The organism is Reyranella sp. (assembly GCF_044224635.1).
Lineage (GTDB): Bacteria > Pseudomonadota > Alphaproteobacteria > Reyranellales > Reyranellaceae > Reyranella.
In genome coordinates this window covers 258,971-278,368 of the sequence record NZ_JBGAKA010000001.1, presented here as the reverse complement: position 1 = coordinate 278,368, position 19,398 = coordinate 258,971, and the positions used below count along the sequence as shown (strand labels likewise).

The 19,398-nt window shown below is 66.5% G+C and carries 15 protein-coding genes; 4 read left to right on the top strand and 11 right to left on the bottom strand.

Annotated elements, in window-relative coordinates:
* Positions 1-158 precede the first annotated feature (158 nt).
* Positions 159-977, top strand: coding sequence for an SDR family NAD(P)-dependent oxidoreductase (locus ACILR9_RS01290; RefSeq protein WP_395708062.1), 819 nt, complete (start codon positions 159-161; stop codon positions 975-977).
* Positions 977-2,917, top strand: a complete 1,941-nt coding sequence (locus ACILR9_RS01285; protein ID WP_395708061.1) for a CocE/NonD family hydrolase — start codon at positions 977-979, stop codon at positions 2,915-2,917. Before ACILR9_RS01290 ends, ACILR9_RS01285 begins: the two co-directional genes overlap by 1 nt.
* A 6-nt stretch (positions 2,918-2,923) precedes the next feature.
* Here the strand turns inward: ACILR9_RS01285 and ACILR9_RS01280 are convergent, their stop codons facing one another.
* On the bottom strand, positions 2,924-3,823 hold the full coding sequence (locus ACILR9_RS01280) for a DUF692 family multinuclear iron-containing protein (protein ID WP_395708060.1): 900 nt from the start codon (positions 3,821-3,823) through the stop codon (positions 2,924-2,926).
* A gap of 309 nt (positions 3,824-4,132) precedes the next feature.
* A complete protein-coding gene (locus ACILR9_RS01275) occupies positions 4,133-5,083 on the bottom strand; it encodes an NAD(P)H-dependent flavin oxidoreductase (protein WP_395708059.1) in 951 nt (316 codons plus the stop codon).
* Positions 5,084-5,264: 181 nt separating this feature from the next.
* Between ACILR9_RS01275 and ACILR9_RS01270 the strand changes: the two genes are divergently transcribed.
* Positions 5,265-6,521: a thiolase C-terminal domain-containing protein gene (locus ACILR9_RS01270; RefSeq protein ID WP_395708058.1), complete on the top strand. Its 1,257-nt coding sequence runs from the start codon at positions 5,265-5,267 to the stop codon at positions 6,519-6,521.
* 23 nt (positions 6,522-6,544) lie between these two features.
* Complete coding sequence (locus tag ACILR9_RS01265) at positions 6,545-7,066, top strand: Zn-ribbon domain-containing OB-fold protein (protein WP_395708057.1); 522 nt, start codon at positions 6,545-6,547, stop codon at positions 7,064-7,066.
* A gap of 41 nt (positions 7,067-7,107) precedes the next feature.
* On the opposite strand, the gene ACILR9_RS01260 is transcribed toward ACILR9_RS01265, so the two are convergent.
* From ACILR9_RS01260 to ACILR9_RS01220, 9 genes are all read right to left on the bottom strand, one after another.
* A complete protein-coding gene (locus tag ACILR9_RS01260; protein WP_395708056.1) occupies positions 7,108-8,070 on the bottom strand; it encodes an ABC transporter ATP-binding protein in 963 nt (320 codons plus the stop codon).
* Positions 8,067-9,095 carry an ABC transporter ATP-binding protein gene (locus ACILR9_RS01255; protein WP_395708055.1) on the bottom strand — a complete coding sequence of 343 codons (1,029 nt, stop codon included), beginning with the start codon at positions 9,093-9,095 and terminating at the stop codon, positions 8,067-8,069. Before ACILR9_RS01255 ends, ACILR9_RS01260 begins: the two co-directional genes overlap by 4 nt.
* Before the next feature lie 8 nt (positions 9,096-9,103).
* A complete protein-coding gene (locus tag ACILR9_RS01250) occupies positions 9,104-10,003 on the bottom strand; it encodes an ABC transporter permease (protein ID WP_395708054.1) in 900 nt (299 codons plus the stop codon).
* 5 nt (positions 10,004-10,008) lie between these two features.
* Complete coding sequence (locus ACILR9_RS01245; protein ID WP_395708053.1) at positions 10,009-10,929, bottom strand: ABC transporter permease; 921 nt, start codon at positions 10,927-10,929, stop codon at positions 10,009-10,011.
* Between the two features lie 40 nt (positions 10,930-10,969).
* Positions 10,970-12,556 carry an ABC transporter substrate-binding protein gene (locus tag ACILR9_RS01240; protein ID WP_395708052.1) on the bottom strand — a complete coding sequence of 529 codons (1,587 nt, stop codon included), beginning with the start codon at positions 12,554-12,556 and terminating at the stop codon, positions 10,970-10,972.
* Between the two features lie 50 nt (positions 12,557-12,606).
* Positions 12,607-14,190, bottom strand: coding sequence for an ABC transporter substrate-binding protein (locus ACILR9_RS01235; protein ID WP_395708051.1), 1,584 nt, complete (start codon positions 14,188-14,190; stop codon positions 12,607-12,609).
* Between the two features lie 640 nt (positions 14,191-14,830).
* Complete coding sequence (locus tag ACILR9_RS01230; protein WP_395708050.1) at positions 14,831-15,964, bottom strand: acyl-CoA dehydrogenase family protein; 1,134 nt, start codon at positions 15,962-15,964, stop codon at positions 14,831-14,833.
* A 191-nt stretch (positions 15,965-16,155) separates the two neighbouring features.
* Positions 16,156-17,406: a formyl-CoA transferase gene (gene frc / locus ACILR9_RS01225; RefSeq protein ID WP_395708049.1), complete on the bottom strand. Its 1,251-nt coding sequence runs from the start codon at positions 17,404-17,406 to the stop codon at positions 16,156-16,158.
* Between the two features lie 89 nt (positions 17,407-17,495).
* The gene (locus ACILR9_RS01220) at positions 17,496-19,376 is read right to left on the bottom strand and encodes a carbon-nitrogen hydrolase family protein (RefSeq protein ID WP_395708048.1); all 1,881 of its coding nucleotides are present in this window, start codon (positions 19,374-19,376) and stop codon (positions 17,496-17,498) included.
* Positions 19,377-19,398 lie beyond the last annotated feature (22 nt).

Below are 19,398 nucleotides of genomic sequence, written 5' to 3'. Positions count from 1 at the left end.
GTCATGGCACCAATCAAGAACTAGGATAGGCAGGAAGACTATACACACCAGCGGTGGGAATGTTGGAAAAAGTGCAGAAGGATTGCATTTGGCATGAGCCGGCTGGCCAGGGTTGACTGGCGGGATTGGAAACGCGGATTGGCCAGGAGGACGTTGGCATGGCCGAGAGCAGGGGACGGACCGCGCTGATCACCGGCGCGACCGACGGAGTCGGGCGCGTCGTGGCGCGCGCACTGGGCACGGATGGCTGGCGCGTGCTGGTGCATGGCCGTGATCGCGCAAGGGGCGAGGCCCTTGTGCGCGAGATCGAGCAGGGCGGGGCTACCTTTCTTGCCGCTGACCTCGCATCGTTGGCCGAGGTCCGACGCCTCGCCGAGGCGGTCCGGGCGACGACCGATCGCCTCGACCTGCTGATCAACAATGCCGGGATCGGCAGCGCCGGCAATGCCCCCGGTCGCAAGACCAGCGCCGAGGGCCACGAACTGCGCTTCGCTGTGAACTACCTGGCAGGCTTCCTGCTCACCCATCTGCTGCTGCCGCTGCTCAAGGCGAGTACGCCGGCCCGCATCGTCAATGTCTCCTCCGCCGGCCAGCAGGCGATCGACTTCTCCGATGTCATGCTGACGCGGCAGTATAGCGGCGTCGCAGCCTACTGCCAGAGCAAGCTCGCGCAGATCCTGTTCACCGTCGACCTCGCCGCGGAGCTCGAGGGGTCGGGAGTGATCGTGAACGCCCTCCATCCCTCGACCTACATGAACACGACCATGGTTCGTCAGGCCGGCGTGTCGCCGATGAGCCGGGTCGAGGACGGCGCCGAAGCGATCCTCCAACTCGCCACATCGCCCGCGCTGGCGGGCCGCAGCGGGCTCTACTTCAATGTGTTGCGCGAGGCACGCGCCAACGGCCAGGCCTACGACGCCGAGGCGCGGCGCAAGTTGCGCGCGCTCAGCCTGGATCTGACCGGGCTGACGTCCTGATGGTGATCGTCACCGAGTTCCCCCGCCCCGTACGTGTCATCGAGCACACGCTGATCCCGTTGCGCGATGGCACGAAGCTCGCCGCCCGCATCTGGCTTCCCGAGGATGCCGAGCTGCATCCGGTCCCGGCGATCCTGGAGTATCTGCCCTATCGCAAGCGCGATGGAACCTATGAGCGTGATTCGCTCACCCATCCGTACCTGGCCGGTCACGGCTATGCCGGCGTGCGGGTCGATATCCGCGGCAGCGGCGACTCGGATGGGCTGCTGACCGACGAGTACGCCCCGCAGGAACAGGATGATGCGCTGGAGATCATTGCCTGGCTGGCTGGGCAGCCGTGGTGCAGCGGCGCGGTCGGCATGATGGGAATCTCATGGGGCGGCTTCAACGGCCTGCAGGTCGCGGCGCGCCGGCCGCCGGCGCTGAAGGCGATCGTGACGATCTGCTCGACCGACGATCGCTACGCCGACGACGTGCACTACATGGGTGGGGCCAAGCTGACGGCTGGCTTCGGCTGGGCCTCGTTCTTCTTCGGGGCGATGTGCCTGCCGCCCGATCCGGCACTTGTCGGCGCCCGCTGGCGGGAGATGTGGTTGCAGCGCCTCGAGAACGTGCCGCTTTTCCTCGAGCCGTGGACCCGCCATCAGCGCCGCGATTCGTATTGGCGCCACGGCTCGGTGTGCGAGGATTTCCAGGCGATCCAGTGTCCGGTCTATGCGGTTGGCGGCTGGACCGACGGCTATACCAATGCCATCACGCGCCTTTTGAAGAATCTCTCGGTGCCGCGCAAGGGGCTGATCGGGCCATGGGCGCATGCCTACCCCCATTTCGCCATGCCCGGCCCGCAGATCGGCTTCCTGCAGGAGATGCTGCGCTGGTGGGATCATTGGCTGAAGGGCATCGACACCGGCGTCATGGCCGAGCCCATGCTGCGCGCCTGGATGACCGACAGCGTCAAGCCGGCAACCTATCACGAGACACTCCCCGGCCGCTGGGTAGGAGAGTCGATCTGGCCACCGGTGAATCGCAAGCCCTTGCGGCTGCATCTCTGCGACGATGGTCTCCTCCGGTCCGAGCGCGCACCGCTGACTTCACGCGATATCTGCTCGTCGCAAACGGTCGGCAAGCATGCCGGAAACTGGTGTCCGTTCGGCCGCGCCGCCGACCAGGCGGATGACCAGCGCGAGGACGATTCGCGCTCGCTGGTCTTCGAGACCGAGCCGCTCGCCGAGATATTCGAGATCCTGGGCGCGCCCGTGGTCACGCTCGAGCTCATGGCCGACCGGCCGGTCGCCAACCTCGTGGTTCGGCTATGCGATGTCCTTCCCTCGGGCGAATCACTGCGGGTGAGCTTCGGCATCCTCAACCTCACGCACCGCGACGGGCACGAGTCGCCTGCGCCGCTGGTGCCGGGCGAACGTTACCGCGTGCGCGTCCAGCTCAACGACGCCGGCGCAACGTTTCCGGCCGGCCACAGGATCCGGCTTGCGCTGTCGACGGCCTACTGGCCGATGATCTGGCCCAGCCCGGAGGCGTCGACAGTGACCGTGTTGGCGGGCGCGCTCGACCTGCCGCAGCGCCCGGCCGAGGGCGTGGACGCATCCCTGTCGTCGCTGCCGGAGCCGGAGACCGCAACGCCCGAGCGGCCGACCGCCGTCGGCCCGGGCGTCGTGCGGATCGAGCGGGTCGGTCTCGAGCTGGGAACCGAAGGCCGATTCAAGTTCGACATCTCGGACGACGATCCGCTGAGCGCCGTCGCCGAGATGCAGCGGTCCCAGACGCTCGCCCGCGACGACTGGCAGGTCCGCGTCGAAACCTCCATGCGGCTTTCGTGCACGCGGGAGGCATTCCTGCTTCAGGCCTCCCTGCGCGCCCTCGAAGGGCCGGACGAGGTCTGCCGCCGATCGTGGGACTGCACCATCCCGCGCGATCATTCTTGACTCAGTTCAGATCATCTCCGAGGCGCGCGATTCGCCGATCCCGGCGGCCAGGTCGCGCATCAGCTCCAGCTCGCGGCCGATGCCGCCCAGGCCGTGCCGGCGGTGATGCGATTCGCGATACTCGTACGTGATCGCCGCGAGGTTGTGAAACCGCGGGGCCCACGTGTTGGCCCACTGCCAGGCTTCGTCCAGCATCGGACGAGACAGTGAATCGGCAGGGAGCTCGAACGTGCGATCGGCGCCGGCGAGATGGATCTCGACGACGAGATCGGGGTCGAGCTCGGCAAGATATTCATCGGCGGAAACGCCGAGATTGCGTGTGCTGGCATGGAGGTTGTGCAGATCGAGCAGCATCCCGCAGCCGGTCTGGCGATGGAGCCGGTTGAAGAACTCCGGTTCGCTCATGTCCTGGTCGAGCGCGGTGGGCAGCATCGTGCTGTTCTCCAGGAGAATCCGTGTGCCCAGCGCCTCCCCGAGACGCCGCACCTTGCCTCCGACCAGCTCCAGCAAGTCGTCGTCGAGCACAACCGGCAGCGCGATGCCCGCATGGGTCTCCGGCGCGCTTCGGTCCGACTTCAGGAGCACCTCGAGATGCTCGCTGTACCAGCGATATCTCAACGTTCGATGCGAGGCCAGGACTTCATCGAGCAGCCGTTCGTCGAGCGGCGTCTCGCTGGACAGTGACAAGCCTATGCCATGGCCGACAAGGGGACGGCCTTGTGCGTAGCGGCGCAATTCCTCGACCGCGGACAAGGAACGGCGGAACCGATGACGCGCATTGACGCCGAAATCGTGCCACAGGCGATCCGGGACGACCTCGATGAAGTCGACACGCTCGCCGATGGCGTCGAGCACGATGGGAACGGTGGGATTGTAAAGCAATCCCACCAGCGGCCGACGGGACATCGTCGCGGCCGCGACGATCTATCTTCTGAACACCTCGCCGGGCCGTACCGCGAAGGCGCGCGTGGTCTTGACGGCAGAAGCTTGAGCGACAGACATAGCCCTTACTCCTTGCAAGAGAGCACAGCAGTTCAGAGTGACGGATAGTGGATCGGGAAGTGGATCCCGATGGCCGTCGTACGAACGCTTCGTACGTTGGCTGACTCCTATAAGAGCCCTGGCGCTCGCTGTTCAATCTGCGCCTGCGCATAGCTTGGATTCACAAAGGACACGATCTCGCCTTTGTTGCATTCGCAAATGCAATACGCGCTTTCAGCGTGGACGGAGCCCGGCCAGGCGGTCGATCTCCCGCCAGAAGCTCGCGATCGTGTCATCGACGATCTGCTGGACCGACTTGATCTCGTGCACCAATCCTGCACTTTCGCCGGCGGCGCCCGAGGTGTTGTCGACATCACCTTGGAGGTAAAGCATGTCGAGCGTGGCGTTGCGTGGCAGGCGCTCGCGCTTGCCTTCACTGACCTCGACCGAATAGGGCGTGCGCAAGCCGCGCGAGCGGGCGCGCGGCGGATTGTCGGTCATGATCGTGCCGGTGATCGGCGCGGAGACGATGGCGTTCTTGTAGTTGAGGTGGACGGGGCTCTCGAACGAAGCGACGAAGCGCGTTCCCATGGTGACACCCTCGGCGCCGAGCGCGAACGCCGCTGCCATGCCACGCCCATCGACGATACCTCCGGCGGCGACGATCGGCACGTCGACCTTCTCGCGTACGGCTTGCAGCAGGGCGAAGGTGTGGACTTCCTCGGGATTGCGGATGCCGGCGCTTTCGGCGCCCTCGACGATCAACCCGTCGACGCCAGCATCGACTGCCTTGACGGCGCCGCGCAGCGTCGCCGTCGCGTGATAGACCGTGACGCCGGCATCCTTGAGAAGACGGGTGTAGCGCGTCGGATCACCCGCTGATGTGGTGGCGAAGTGGATGCCCTGGCCGAGCAGCCAGTCGATGATGGCCTTCTCCTCCTTGGGATCCATTTGCAGGTAGCGGATCGGCAGGTTGACGCCGAACGGCTGGTTGGTAGCGGCGCGAATGGCGGCGAATTCGCGCCTGGTGACGGCGAGGTCGCGGATCGAGTTCTCCAGCAGGCCCATCGCGCCGGCTTGCGACACGGCGGTCACCAGCGGTGCCCGGGCGATCCAGGTCATCGGCGACTGGAAGATCGGATAGCGCGAGCGTGTGTGCGCCGTGACGCGATTGCCGTCGAACATGCTTTCCCTTCGATCGTGACGCCGTCGTACCACAGCGAAGCGCTTCATTCTCCTCCCCAGCGAAGCTGGGGAGGAGGATCAAGCCGTTTGCAGGGCGAACGGCGCCGCCATCAAGCCCATGACCTGACAGCAGGCTGTATCCATCATAGGCTCCGTTCGGAATGCACGAAGGGGAGACGCCATGGCGATGCCGGCCGAGACCGATACCACGAGCCCGAAATACCTGCGCGACAAGTACGCCATCGTCGGCGTCGGCGAGACGACTTACACGCGCGGCTCGGGCATCACGACGCGCGCGCTCGGGACCTGGGCGGTGCGCAACGCCATTGAGGATGCCGGGCTGAAGCCGTCCGACATCGACGGCATGCTGTCCTACCAGTCGGGCGATTCGACCTTCTCGACGTTCATTGCCGGTGACCTCGGTATCCGGCCGAATTTCTACATGGACGTTTTTGGTGGCGGCTCGTCGACCGAGGCGCTGATCGGCATGGCGATCGGCCTGATGGAAGCCGGCATGTGCAAGGCGGTGGCGATCTTCCGCGCCATGAACGGCTTCTCCCAGGTGCGCATCGGCGGCACCGGCGCGCGCTCGGCGGCGCCGGTCTCCGGTGACGCCCTGCACGGCCGCGCCTATGGCTGGCAGAGCGCCGGGCAGATGTTCAGCCCGACCTTCATGCGCCACATGTACGACTACGGCACGCGGCCCGAGCAGGTGGCCGCCGTCAAGGCGATCCACAGCGAGCACGCCTCGAACAATCCCAAGGCGTTCTACAAGAAGCGCTTCACCGTCGACGAAGTCGTATCGAGCCGCATCATCTGCAAGCCGCTGCACCTGCTCGATTGCTGCGTCGAGACCGACAATGGCACGGCAATCGTGGTGACCAGTGCGGAGCGGGCGCGCGACTGCCGTCATCCCCGGGTGCTGATCCGCGGCGTCGTCGGCCGTTGCAACAAGCCGCGCACCGACATGCACTACCAGCACGGCCCGATCTCGACCGTCGCCGGCCATTATGCGCGCAACATCCTGTGGCCGAACTCGGGCGTCGGGCCGGAGGATATCGACGTCACTGGCTCGTACGATGCTTTCACCTTCACCACCATGCTGCAGCTCGAGGATTACGGCTTCTGCAAGAAGGGCGAGGGCGGCGCCTATGTGAGCGACGGCACGATCCGGCTGGGTGGCCGGCGGCCCAACAACACGAGCGGCGGTCATCTCTGCGAGGGCTACACGCACGGCCAGAACATGGTGATCGAGAACGTGCGCCAGCTGCGCCACGACGCCGACGATTCGTGCCCCATTGGGCCCGACGGCAAGCGCCAGCACACCTACGACTATCGCGAGGGCGGCTGCCGCCAGGTCAAGAAATGCGAGCTGACGGCCAATCTGGGCTGGGCCAACCCGGGAACCGGGTCGGCCATGGTCATGCGGAACGACTGAGCGAGCAGAAAGGGAGAACGACCATGGCGATCCAGGCCACCTATCTCGGCATGCCGCTCGACATCAATGACCTCGACGTCGAGAACCTTGCCTATTTCAAGCACTGCGCGGCGCACGATTTCCATTTGCAGAGATGCAGCGCCTGCGGGCTGCTGCGCTATCCGCCGACCACCGCCTGCCCATGGTGCGCCAGCCCGAAGTCGCAATGGATGTCGGTCGAAGGGCGCGGCACGGTGCATTCCTATACGGAGGTGCATCACGCCATCCAGCCGGCCTTCCGTCAGCACACGCCCTACCTGATCCTGCTGGTCGACCTCGACGCGCAGAAGGGCAAGCCCACCGAGCATGAGGCGCTGCGCGTCGTCGGCAACCTGGTGACTCCGGACGGCAGGCTGGCGCCACCCGACCAGGTGCGCAAGATCGGCATCGGCTCGCGCGTGCGCATGGTTTATGCCGACGTCACCGAGGGCTTGGCCCTGCCGCACTGGACGATCGACGAGGCGGTGCCCCAGCCCGACAAGCCGTGGCGCTATCCGCAGGAGTGAGGAGGACCCCCTCCCCAGCGTCTTCGCTGGGGAGGAAAATCCTAATCAAACAAATGGCAGGCCACGAATCTGCCTTCCACCGCCCTGAGCCGCGGCGCCTCCTGGGCGCAGCGGGCGGTGGCGTGCGGGCAGCGGGGATGGAAGTGGCAGCCGCTCGGCGGCGCCAGCGGGCTCGGCACCTCGCCCTGCAGCACCGGCTCGTCGCGCCGCTCGTCGGGATGGCTCGGCAGGGCAGCGGCGAACAGGGCCTTGGTGTAGGGGTGCTTCGGTTCGAGGGCGAGCGCGCGGGCCTCGCCGCTTTCGACGATCTTGCCGAGATACATCACCACGATCTCGTGGCTCATGTGGGCCACCGCCGCGAGGTCGTGGGCGATGAACAGGTAGGAAAGGCCGAGCCGCGTCTGCAGGTTGCGCAACAGGTTGAGGATCTGCGCGCGGATCGAGACGTCGAGCGCCGACACCGGCTCGTCGAGCACGACCAGTTGCGGCGACAGCACGAGCGATCGGGCGATGGCGATGCGCTGGCGCTGGCCGCCCGAGAACTCGTGCGGGAAGAGATCGGCCGAACGCTCCGGCAGGCCCACCAGGTCGAGCAGCTCGAGCACGCGCTGGCGGACCTCGACGGCTTCCGTCTTCTCGTTGGTGACCAGTGGCTCGGCGATAATGGCGCTGATCCGCATGCGCGGATTGAGCGAGGCATACGGATCCTGGAACACCGCCTGGACGGATTTGCGGTAACGCCGCTGGCCCGGCGTGTCGAGCGTCGCGAGGTCGTGGCCTTCGAACTGGATCGAGCCGCCGCTCGGCGCCTCGAGTCCGAGCACCAGCTTGGCGGTCGTGGTCTTGCCGCAGCCCGATTCGCCGACCACGCCCAGGGTGTGGCCAGGCGCGATCGCGAAGGAGATCTCGTCGACCGCGCGGACCACGCCGCGGCTGCCGCCGAACAGGCCGCGACGGGCCTGGAAATGCTTGCTGAGGCCCTTGGCTTCCATCACGGCGGTCATGACGCGGCACTCCGGGAAAGCGGGATCGTCTGCTCCATCGAGGCCTGCGCCCCCGGCACGGCCAGCCAGCAGCGGGCGCTGCGGCCGGGCTCGACGGTGAAGTCGGGCGGCGCCTCGACCTGGCAGCGCGCGAAGGCGGCCGGGCAGCGCGCGGCGAAGGAGCAGCCGGCCGGCAGGTTGGCGAGATCGGGCGGCTGGCCGTCGATCGCGGTAAGCTGCTCGCGCGCTTCGGTCATGCGCGGGATCGAGCCCAGCAGCGCCCTGGTATAGGGGTGCAACGGGTGCGAGAACACGCGCGACACCGGCCCCTGCTCGACCACCCGGCCGGCGTACATGACCGCGAGCTGGTCGCACATCTTGGCGACGATGCCGAGATTGTGGGTGATGAAGATCAACGCCAGCCCGTGCGCGCGCTGCAACTCGCGCAGGAGGTCGAGATACTGTGCCTGGATGGTGAGGTCGAGGCTGGTCGTCGGCTCGTCGGCGATCAGGAGGCGCGGCTCGCACGACATGCCGATGGCGCCGACGATGCGCTGGCGCATGCCGCCCGACATCTCGTGCGGGAACTGCGCGACGCGGGTCTGCGGCGAGGCGATGCGCACCGACTTGATCAGCTCGATGGCGCGCCGCCAGGCGCTGGAGCGGCTGGCGCCCTCGTGCACGCGCAGGGGCTCGCCGACCTGGTCGCCGATGCTGAACAGCGGATTGAGCGAGGCCATCGGGTCCTGCAGGATCATGGCGATGCGCTTGCCGCGCACGTGCCGCATCTCGGCTTCCGACTTGTCGGTGAGGTTCTCGCCGTCGAACATCATGCGCCCGCCGACGATGCGGGCGGCCTGCGGCAGCAGACGCAGGATGGTGAGCGCGAGCGTGCTCTTGCCCGAGCCCGATTCGCCGACAATGCCCAGCGTCTCGCCGGCATCGAGACTGAGGGTGACCTCGTCGACAGCACGCACCACACGCGTACCCTGCTGTGAAACGTAGTGTGCGGACAGGTTTTCCAGCGACAGGAGCTTGTTGGCCATGTCGCGGCTCACAGCTGGCGCAATTGGGGATCGAGCTTCACGCGCAGCCAGTCGCCCAACAGGTTGGCCGACAGGACCATCAGCATGATGCAGATGCCGGGGAATACGGTCAGCCACCAGTAGCCGACCATCAAGCCCTTCTTGCCGTCGGCCATCATTAGGCCCCAGGCCGGCTTGGGCGGCGGCACGCCGACGCCGAGGAACGACAGCGAAGCCTCGGTGACGATCACCACGCCCAGCATCAGGGTCGCCAGCACGATGGCCGAGTTGATCACGTTGGGCATGATGTGGCGCCACATGATGAGCGGCTTCGAGGCGCCGGCGACGACGGCGAGACGGACGAACTCGCGCTGTTTCAGCGACAGCACCTCGCCGCGCACGACGCGGGCGTAGCGCGTCCAGTAGACGCCGCCCAGGATGACGATGATGTTGAGCTCGCTCGGGCCGACGATGGCGGCGAGGAAGATCGCGAAGGTGAGCGCCGGCAGGGCGAGCCAGGCATCGACGATGCGCATGACCACTTGGTCGACCCAGCCGCCGAGATAGCCCGACAGGATGCCGAGCAGGGTGCCGATGCCGCCGGCGACCAGCACGGCCGTGATTCCGACGACCATCGACACGCGGGCGCCGAAGATCAGGCGCGACAGCACGTCCCGGCCGACATGGTCGGTGCCGAGCAGGTGCGCCATGCTGCCGCCCGCCTCCCAGGCGGGCGGCCGGAAGCGACGGGCGAGGCTGCCGACCTGCGGGTCGTAGGGTGCCAGGAAGTCGGCGAAGATCGCGACAAAGGCGATGAACAGCAGGATCAGCACCGGGATCAAAGGAAAACCCTCGAGGCGCCACAGCTTGAAAGTGCGAGCGGGTGCGGTCGCAGCAGCGGCGGCGAGGGGAGGCGTGGTGACGGTCATGGTCGTCAGCTCTCCAGGCGAATGCGAGGATCGATGATGGCGTAGAGGATGTCGACCAGCAGGTTGACCACGATGATCATGCTGCCGCCGATCACCACGACGCATTGGACGACGGGGAAGTCGCGGAAGGTGATGCCTTCGTAGAGCAGGCGACCGATGCCCGGCCAGGCGAACACGGTCTCGACCACGACGGCGACGTTGATCATCACCACGAGGTTGATGCCGGCCAGCGTGATCACCGGAATGAGCGCGTTCTTGAGCGCGTGCTTGCCGATCACCAGGGACTCGGGCAGGCCTTTGAGGCGGGCCAGCTTGACGTATTCCGAGCCCAGCACCTCGAGCATCGAGGAGCGCGTCAGCCGCATGTGCGCGGCGGCGAAGTACCAGCCGAGCGTGAAGGCGGGCATCAGCAGGTGCGCAATGCCGCCGGCGCCCGACGACGGCAGCCAGCCGAGATAGACCGAGAAGAACAGGATCAGCACCAGGCCGACCCAGAACTGCGGCAGCGACAGGCCGAGCAGGGCGAAGGTCTTGCCGAAGCTGTCCCAGAAGCCGCCAACCCGGACCGCCGCCAGGATGCCGCTCGGGATGCCGATCGCCAGCGACAGGACCATGGCCACCGCGGCCAGCACCAGCGAGTTGGGCAGGCGCTGGAAGTAGAGTTCCAGCACCGGCGTACGATAGTAGAAGGACTGGCCGAGATCGCCGGTGAGGAAGCTCGTGACGAACAGCCAGTACTGCACCCACAGCGGCTGATCGAGACCGAACTGGTGGCGCATGGCCTCGATGTCCTCGGGCCGGGCGCCCGGTTCGACCAGCAGGGTCATCGGATCGCCGGTCACCCGCACGAACAGGAAGATCGTGAGCGACAGCAGGAACAGCGACAGCAACGAGTAGCCGATGCGGCGGATGATGAACTGTTTCATGCCATAGCCTTGTCCTTTGAGGGGGCGGAGCGTGCCTTCGTTAGGCGCCGTTCTTCAGGCGAACGTCTTCGTAAGGCGCCGAGTACGGGTGTCCGCCGATCAGGCCGAAAGCCGCGTCGTCGACGCGCGGTCCCTGGCCGTTGATGAAAGCGAGCTGCCAGAGCGGCGCGTACACCGTGCGTTCGTGCACCAGCTGCTGCATGCGCTGGAGGACCGCCGCTCGCTTGGTGCGATCGGTCTCCTCCGCCTGCTGGGCGAACAGCTCGTCGATGTCGGGGTAGCTGCCATAGACATAGGCGCCGCCCTTGACGACGAAGGTCTCCATGCGTGTGGCCGCATTGCCGAAGGCGCCGCTGCCGCCTTGGATCAGGTTGCGGTACTTCTTTTCGGAGTATTCCTTGACGAAGGCGGCGCGCTCGACCGGGCGCAGCTTCAGGCGGATGCCGATTTCCGCCAGGCTGTTCAATGCTGCCTCTCCAAGGTTGGCGTAGGAAGCGTCGCAGAAATACTCGCCGGCATCGAAGCCGCCGCGCAAGCCGGCTTCCGCCAGCAGGCGCCGGGCGGCCGCCGGATCGTGCGGAATCTTCGGCGGCTGCCAGTAGTAGTCGTAGTCCTTCGGCACGATGCTGCCGGTCAGCAGCGAATGGCCCAACGTGAGCGCCTGGTTGATGCCGTCGCGGTCGAGCGCCAGCGTCACGGCACGGCGTACCCGCTCGTCGTGCCACGGCGATTTCGGATCCCACTGATCGGCGAAATAGATCCAGAAGGGCGAGTTGATCACCACCGGCTTCAAGGTGAGGCCGGGCGTGCGCAGCAATTCCTCGGCGAGCTCGCCGCGGATCGAGTAGGCGAGGTCGACCTCGCCGCGCTTCAGCGCCGCCAGCCGCGTGGTTTCCTCCGGGATCACCTTCCAGATCAGCCGCTTCACGGTGGGCGTCTTGCGCCAGTAGCCGTCGAACGCCTCCATCACCAGCTCGACGCCGGGGGTGAAGGAGACGAACTTGTAAGGGCCTGCGCCGATCGGCTCTTTCTTGAAACCGTCCTCGCCGACGCTCTCGACGTACTTCTTGGGCACGATCCAGCCCGCGCCGGTGACGCTGGAGTAGTAGCTGAGGAAGTCGGGCCACGGCTTGTGAAGACGGAAGATCACCTGCCGCGGATCGGGTGTTTCCACCGCTGCCACACGCTCCTTGATGAAGCCCGCGGCATTGCCGCGATAGCGCTCGAAGGAGAACTTCACGTCCTCCGCCGTCACCGGGGCGCCGTTGTGGAACCTGGCGCCGGCGCGCAGCACGAAGGTGTGGACCAGCCCGTCGGCCGAGGCGCTGTAGGATTCCGCCAGGCACGGCGCGGTTGGATTGCCGGGCATCGGTTTCACCATGCCGTCATGCAGCGCGTAGAGCAGCATGAAGGGGGTGACGATGCCCGGCGTTTCCGCCGGATCGAACCAGGTAGGCGCGAGCGAGATGTGCGAGGCATAGACGAGCCGGCTGTCCTTGGCGCTGGCGGATTTCGTGCCGGCGGCCAGGACGCCGAGGGCCGTGAGACCGAGCAGCTCTCGGCGGGTCGCCCGTGTGGCGATGGGGCGGGTTACGCGGGAACGATGGTCACTGCGAGAGGAGAGCATGCGGTCACTCCCTGTTGGCGATTGCTGTGCAGGCCGCCGGCGCTGTCGTGTCAGGGCTGCTTGATGGTCACGTCCTCGTAGGGGGCGGAATAGGCATGGCCGCGGATCAGGCCGAGCGCCGATTGGCCGACGCGCTTGCCCTGGCCATTGAGGAAGGCGAGCTGCCAGATCGGTGCGTAGACGCTGCGCTCGTGCAGGAATCGCTGGATGCCATGCAGCTGGGCGGTGCGCTTGGCCATGTCGAGCTCGGCTGCCTGTTGGGCAAACAGGGTTTCGATCTCGGGATAGCTGCCATAGACATAGGCACCACCTTTGACGGCGAAGGCCTCGAGCCGGGTCGCCGCATTGCCGAACGCGCCGGATGAACCCTGGATGATGTTCTTCAGCTTCTTCTCGCCGTAGCCGCTGAAGAAAGCGGCGCGTTCGAGCGGCCGGAGCTTCGCGCGAATCCCGACTTCCTGAAGGTTGTTGATCACCGCCTCAGCGAGGTTGGCGTAGGTGGCGTCGCAGTAGTAATCGCCGGCATCGAAGCCATTGCGCAGGCCGGCGTCCGCCAGGAGCTTCTTGGCTCTGGCCATGTCGTACACCGCGGCTGGCGCCTTCCAGTAGAAGTCGAAGCTGTCGGGGATGATGCTGTTGGTGACCGGCGAATGGCCGAGAGTCAGCGCTTCGGAGATCGATTTGTAGTCGATCGCCAGCCGCGCCGCGTCACGCACGCGCTGGTCGTGCCACGGCGACTTGGGGTCCCACTGGTCGGGGAAGTAGAGCCAGAACGTGCCTTGGATGACGACCGGCTTCAGCGACAGGCCGGGCGAGCGGGTCAGCTCCTCGGCAAGCTCGCCGCGGATCGAGTAGGCGAGATCGACCTCGCCGCGCTTGAGGGCCGCGAGGCGCGTAGCCTCTTCCGGGATCACCTTGAAGACCAGACGCTTCACGGTTGGTTGCTTGCGCCAATATCCGTCGAACGCCTCGAGGACCAGCTCTACGCCGGGCGTGAACGAGACGAAGCGATAGGGGCCGGCGCCGACCGGCGCCTTCTTGAAGCCCTCCTCGCCGACCTGCTGGACGTACTTCTTCGGGACGATCCAGCCGGCGCCGGTGGCCGAGCTGTAGAACGTGAGGAAATCGGGCCACGGCTTCTTCAGCACGAAGCGCACGGTGCGCTCGTCCGGCGTCTCGATCGCCGCCACCTGCTCCTTCATCAGGCCGGCCGAGGTGCCACGGTAGCGCTCGTAGGAGAACTTCACGTCCTCGGCGGTCACCGGCTCGCCGTTGTGGAACTTCGTGCCGGCGCGGACGGTGAATTCGCAGGCCAAGCCATCCGGCGCCATCTTCCACTTTTCGGCCAGGCAGGGGGTGGTGGGGCCGTCCGGCATCGGCTTCACCATGGCGTCGTGCAGGGCGTACATCAGCAGGAAGGGGGTGATCATGCCGGGCGTCTCGGCCGGGTCGAACCAGGTCGGCGCCAGCGAGAAATGCACCGCCCAGGTGAGCTGGCCCTGCGGCGCTCCTGACCACGCGGTCTGCGGCGCAGCCGCCAAGCCCAGGGCGGCGAGGGCGAGCAGCCGGCGGCGTCCGATGGCGTCCGGCGAGCTTCCGAAGGATCGTGCGATAACGTCCTGTACTGTTGTCATTGCCTGCCTCCCATTCACGACGTCGATGAAAGGGCCGTGGGCAATTGCGATCGGCGCGCGACGTCCTCCGTCGGTACCGGCCGATCGACTGCGCTGACCCTCTGCGGAAAGCCTCGACTTCCGTCGCCGCCCGACTGTTGGTGTGGTCCGCCGCTCCGAGAAAGCGGGGATCGCTGCGCCGGGCGGTCGGAGCCTAGGTCTGTGCGCCCGCTCTGCGCGCGGTTTCGGCCGCGGAAAGATCGTGAGTGCCGTGGACTAGAAGACGACGCGTAACGCTGTGCGACTTCATAGCTGCCTCCCTGAAAGGCGATGCCCGCTTGTACACAGGACTGCGATCCTCGCTGGGACCTTGTCGCAGACGTTAAGCATTCCCTACGGACCGAGCAACGAAATTCCGCTAGTCAGGAGGGGCGCCAATTCGGTACAGCGGCTCCCGCGTAAGATAGCACTCAAACTGTCTTCTGGACTGCGAGCGTCTCGCTCGCTCATAGGTCCGGGCGAGCGAGACGCTTGCCGGGAAGAGCATGATCAGAGGTCCCTCGCTGCGCTCGGGATGACATTATCTCTGTCGTGCCGACAAAATGGCTGTCACCCCGAGCGCAGCGAGGGACCTTTCCTCATCACCTGAACACCCGCGGCGTCACCCCTTCGCCAGCTCGCGGGCGATCAGCATTTTCTGGATCTCGCTCGGGCCGTCGTAGATCTGGAAGACCCGCACATCGCGATAGAATTTCTCCACAGGGTAGTCGTTGAGAAAGCCGTAGCCGCCGTGGATCTGGATGGCGGCGGAAGTCACTTCCTCCGCCATCTCCGAGGCGAACAGCTTCGCCATCGACGCTTCCTTGGGTGAACCGCCGCCGGAATCCTTGAGGCGCGCGGCATGGAGGTAGAGCTGACGCGCCGCCTCGATCCTGGTTGACATCTCCGCCAGCTGGAAGGCGATCGCCTGGTGCTCGATCAGTGGCTTGCCGAAGGTGACGCGCACACGGGCGTAGGCGAGCGCCGCATCGAACGCCGCGCGCGCCACGCCGACCGATTGCGCGGCGACGCCGATGCGTCCGCTGTCGAGCGCCGAGAGTGCCACGCGCAGGCCCGCGCCGGGTTCGCCCAGCATGTCGGAGGCCGGAATCCGCAGGCCATCGAGCACGATCTGGCAGGTGTCGCAGGTCCGGTGGCCGAGCTTCTTCTCGAGCCGGGCGACGTGGTAGCCGGCGGAGCCGGTGCGGGCGAGGAAGCAGGAAATGCCGTTCTTGCCGGCTGCCGGATCGGTGACGGCGACGATCATGGCGAGCTTCGCCGACTGTCCCGAGGTGATGAAGTTCTTGGTGCCATTGATCACGTAGTGGTCGCCGCGACGCACGGCACGGGTCTCGAGGCCGGCGGCGTCCGATCCGACCTGCGGCTCGCTCAACAGAAAGGCCGCGAGCTCGCGGCCCGAAGCGGCCGGGCGCAGGTATTTCTCCTTTTGCGTGTCGGTACCGTAGGCCAGGACCGCGGCATTGTAGGGCGAATTGGTCGCCGCCATCATGTTGGCGATTCCGGCGTCGCCGTAGGCGATCTCCTCCATGGCGAGCACGTAGGAGACGAAGTCGGCGCCCGAGCCGCCCCACGCCGCCGGCACGCAGACCCCCATCAGGCCGAGCGCCCCCATGCGCGCCAGCGTGTCGAGCGGAACGTGCTCGCGGCGATCCCAGTCGGCGGCGAAAGGCGTGATCTCGCGGCACGCAAAGTCGCGCGCCATGTCGCGGATGGCGGTCTGTTGCTCGGTCAGCACGCGGTCATTTTCCTCCAAGGCGAAGACACATCTTGCATGTTCCTCGCCCGATGACGCAGGGCATTCGCATATGGGCGCGCTTTTCATTCTCCTCCTCACCGAAGCTGGGGAGGAGCGTGAGAGAGCGCCGATAGGTGAATGTTCTCCCCGATGACGGGGAGGATTTGAAAGCTGTCCGCGCGAGGTGCGCCCTACACCACCTTGTCCTTGTGCAGCCTGGCGATCGCGTCCGGGCCGTAGCCCAGTCCCGCGAGGACCTCGTCGGTATGCTCGCCGAGCAGCGGCGCGCCGGTGATGTGTGGCTTGAAGGATGAGAATTTCACCGGGCTACCGACGGTCAAGTACTTGCCGCGCCTCTCCTGGTCGACCTCGACAATCGAGCCCGAGGCGCGCAGCGCCGGATCGTAGGCGATCTCCTTCATCGACAGCACCGGCGCGCACGGCACCTCGTACTTGCGCAGGATCTCGACCGCCTCGAACTTGGTCTTGTCGGCCAGCCATTTCTCGATCTCGGTGAAGATGTCGAAGATGTGCGGCTGGCGCGCCTTGGCCGTGGCGTAGGCCGGATCCTTGGCCCATTCGGGATGGCCGATCGCCTCGGCGGTGCGCGGCCAGTTCTGCTCCTGGATGGTGAAGTAGATGTAGGCGTTGGGATCGCTCTCCCAGCCCTTGCACTTCAGCACCCAGCCCGGCTGGCCGCCGCCGCCGGCATTGCCGCCGCGCGGCACCGCCTCGCCGAACGGTGTCTTGGGATACTGCGGATACTCCTCGAGATAGCCGACATGCTCGAGCCGTTCCTGGTCGCGCAATTTCACGCGACAGAGATTGAGGACGGCGTCCTGCATCGACACGGCGACCTTCTGGCCCTTGCCCGTCTTCTCGCGATGCAGCAGCGCGGTGAGAATGCCAATCAGCAGATGCATGCCGGTGTTGCTGTCGCCCAGCGCGGCGGCGCTGATGGTCGGCGGGCCGTCCCAGAAGCCGGTCGTCGACGCCGCACCGCCGGCGCATTGCGCGACGTTCTCGTAGACCTTGAGATCGGCGTAGGGCGATTCTTCACTGAAACCCTTGACCGAGCCGAAGACCAGGCGCGGATTGAGCTCCTGGATGCGCTCCCAGGTGAAGCCCATGCGGTCGAGCGCGCCGGGCGCGAAATTCTCGACCAGCACGTCGGCGCCGCGGATCAGCTGCTCGAGGATCTTCTTGCCTTCCGGCGTCTTGGTGTCGAGCTCGAGCGACCTCTTGTTGCTGTTCAGCATCGTGAAGTAGAGCGCGTCGAGGTTGGGCGCGTCCTGCAGCTGGTGGCGGGTGACGTCGCCGACGCCCGGACGCTCGACCTTCAGCACGTCTGCGCCGTACCACGCGAGCATCTGCGTGCAGGCAGGCCCTGCCTGCACGCCCGTGAAGTCGATGACCTTTATCCCTTCGAGCGGCAGTACCATGTCCCCAAATCCCCTAAGTCAAGTTTGGCCAATGCGACCGGCGATTGTTCGCTGGCGTCGACGACAGCGTCAAGCAACCGGCTTGCACATCAGCGACACGGAAAGGCTTGTGTGCCGGTGGCGCGCCAGCGTTTCAGGCAGTCATTGCCTTCGTCGAGGACCAGCGGAACGAAATAGAGCGCCTGTTGCCCGCTGATCAGCTGCTGCTGATTGATCCAGGTTCCCGGTGCTGGCAGCGTCGTCGAATGGCGGATGGCGGGGGCGCCCGGCAGTGCCGTGAGCGTCGGCGTCTCGACGATGGGCTCTGGCCCGTAGATCGCCGCGGCCGTCTGGTCGCCGACGCGGCGCCCGCCGCTCACCAGCCATAGCTGGTTCTGCTTGGCCGAGGCATAGGGAAAGAAGTCGGCTCGGCCGGTCGGCGGATCGGGCACGGCATAGAGGGCTGGCGCAATCTGCACCTTCAGCGCATCGGGCTTGCCCGCCGGCGCGGCCAGAATGTCGGCCCTCAAGGCGCCGTACAGGCCGCCGAGCTCGGGTACCGCGAGCTCGCTTGCCGAGGCGAGACCGACGCGTCCGAGGGGCGTCTCGATGACGGCGGGCGCGTCGCCCGGGGTCGCCCACCCGGCCTCACCGCCGTCGAGATGCATGGTGCGATAGCGGCCGAGGACGGTGCCGGTCGGGCCGGCCATCACGACCGTGTGGTACACGCGTGAGCCGTCGCGTTCCGGGTAGCTGCCGACCAGATAGCCCTTGCCGGCGCGGGCCGCTCTGGCCAATGCCTGTTCGAAGGCGCCGCCCTGGATCTCGGCCGCCTCCTTGATCTTGTCGGCAGGCAGGCCCGATGGCAGAGCCGACAGCGCCGGCAGCACCATCAGCTCGCCTTCGTCAGGCTCGGTCGCCGTCATCAGGGAGGGGCCGTCGGGCCATTGCGCGGCCGCGAAGGCGACAGTGCGCTGTCTCTTGGTGGCATTGCCGTCGACCGGAATGCGATGCAGCGCGAGCAGCGGCGAATAGATCGCGGGACGGCGGCGCGCGAGTGCGGCCGCGCGTGCCGCGTCGGCCTCCGCCGGCACGATCTCGGTGCTGAAAACGCCGTTCAGCCCAGGTGGCAGCACCTCCGGCGGTACGACCGGCGCCTGCACGAGCTTGCGGCCGGACGGCGACCAGATGCTCGAGCCGCCATTGTAGTAGAGCTTGCCGCCGGTGATCGGATTGGTCTCGATGCCGCTGCGTGTCGCACCGATCACCCAGACGCCGTTCTGCGCGCTCATGTACTGGACGTTCGCGACCGTCGAATGATTGCCCGTCGCCTGGGCCGGCGGCGTGCCCGGCATCACGCGGTCCGACACCGAATGCCAGGCGATGATCTGGGCGCCGCGTAGCGCGGCCAGGCGGGCATACTGCCAATAGGTGTCGTCGTAGCAGATCAGCAGGGCGATACGGCCCAGCGGCGTATCGAACACCTCGACGCCGGTGTCGCCTGGCGCGAACACCTTCTGATCCTGCGGGTTGAGGCCGTTCTTGCGATACTTTCCGACGATGCCTTTCGGCCCCATCAGCACCGCCGTGTTGTAGGCAAGCCCGGTACGGGCGTCGCGCTCGGCGATGCCGACGCTCATGTGCATGCCGGTGCGCTCGAGGATCGGCAGCAGGGCCTCCGTCGTCCTGCCCGGGATCGTGTCGAGGAAGGGCGCGATCTGGTCGGGGCCGCTGAACAGGTAGCCGCTGACCGCGGTCTCGGGGAACACGGCGTACTCGACGCCCTGCCGGCTTGCCTCCTCGGCGGCCTGGGCGAGCCGTCGGACGTTGCCGTCGAGGTCACCCCACGCCGGAACGAAATCGACAGCGGCAACCTTGACCTGCGGGCGACCGGACTGGGCAGCGGTATCGTGGAACGGGAGCGTGCACGCCAACACGACGGCTGCGATCTTTGCCAACGCCATCTTGACCACCAGGATCCTTCCTCGCACGAATGCACGCCCCAAACGTACG